The organism is Blastomonas sp. UPD001, from assembly GCF_003426715.1.
Classification (GTDB): domain Bacteria; phylum Pseudomonadota; class Alphaproteobacteria; order Sphingomonadales; family Sphingomonadaceae; genus Blastomonas.
In genome coordinates this window covers 1-501 of the sequence record NZ_QKVT01000046.1, presented here as the reverse complement: position 1 = coordinate 501, position 501 = coordinate 1, and the positions used below count along the sequence as shown (strand labels likewise).

Here is a 501-nt window from a genome sequence, read left to right as displayed (position 1 = left end):
GTGCCGCGCCACCGGCTCGAACCGCCAGAGCAGATAGTCCTGCCCGCGCCCGACACGGCGCACCTGCGCATCGATCGGTACGCCCGCCGCCATCAGCCCTGCGGCCCTGCCCTCGCCATCGCGCCAGGCCGCCCGGCCCGCCTCGGCGAGCAGATCACCGCCCTGACCGGCCAGCGACAATTTGGGCGGCACCATCTCGGCGCCGAACTGGTCGATGAAGCGCTGATTGGCGCAGATCATCCGCCCGGCCTCGTCGGTGATCGCGATCGCCATGGTCGGGTGGTCGGTCGCGGCAAAGGTCACCGACCAGTCGGGCATCGCGCGCTGCACCTCGCTGCGCGGCGGGAACTGGTGCCGCACCAGCAGGATCAGCGAGGCAAGCGCCACCAGCCCGCCCGCGAACAGCGCCAGCGGCACCCAGTCACCCAGCGCCAGCCAGATCAGCGCGCCGCTCACCGCGAGGCCGCCGATGATGATCAGCGTGGTGATGCGGACGTCGGG

General features: G+C 72.1%; 1 pseudogene. It reads right to left on the bottom strand.

The window, feature by feature from the left end:
- A pseudogene (locus tag DM995_RS18210) lies at nt 1-501 on the bottom strand (hybrid sensor histidine kinase/response regulator); the annotation flags it as partial.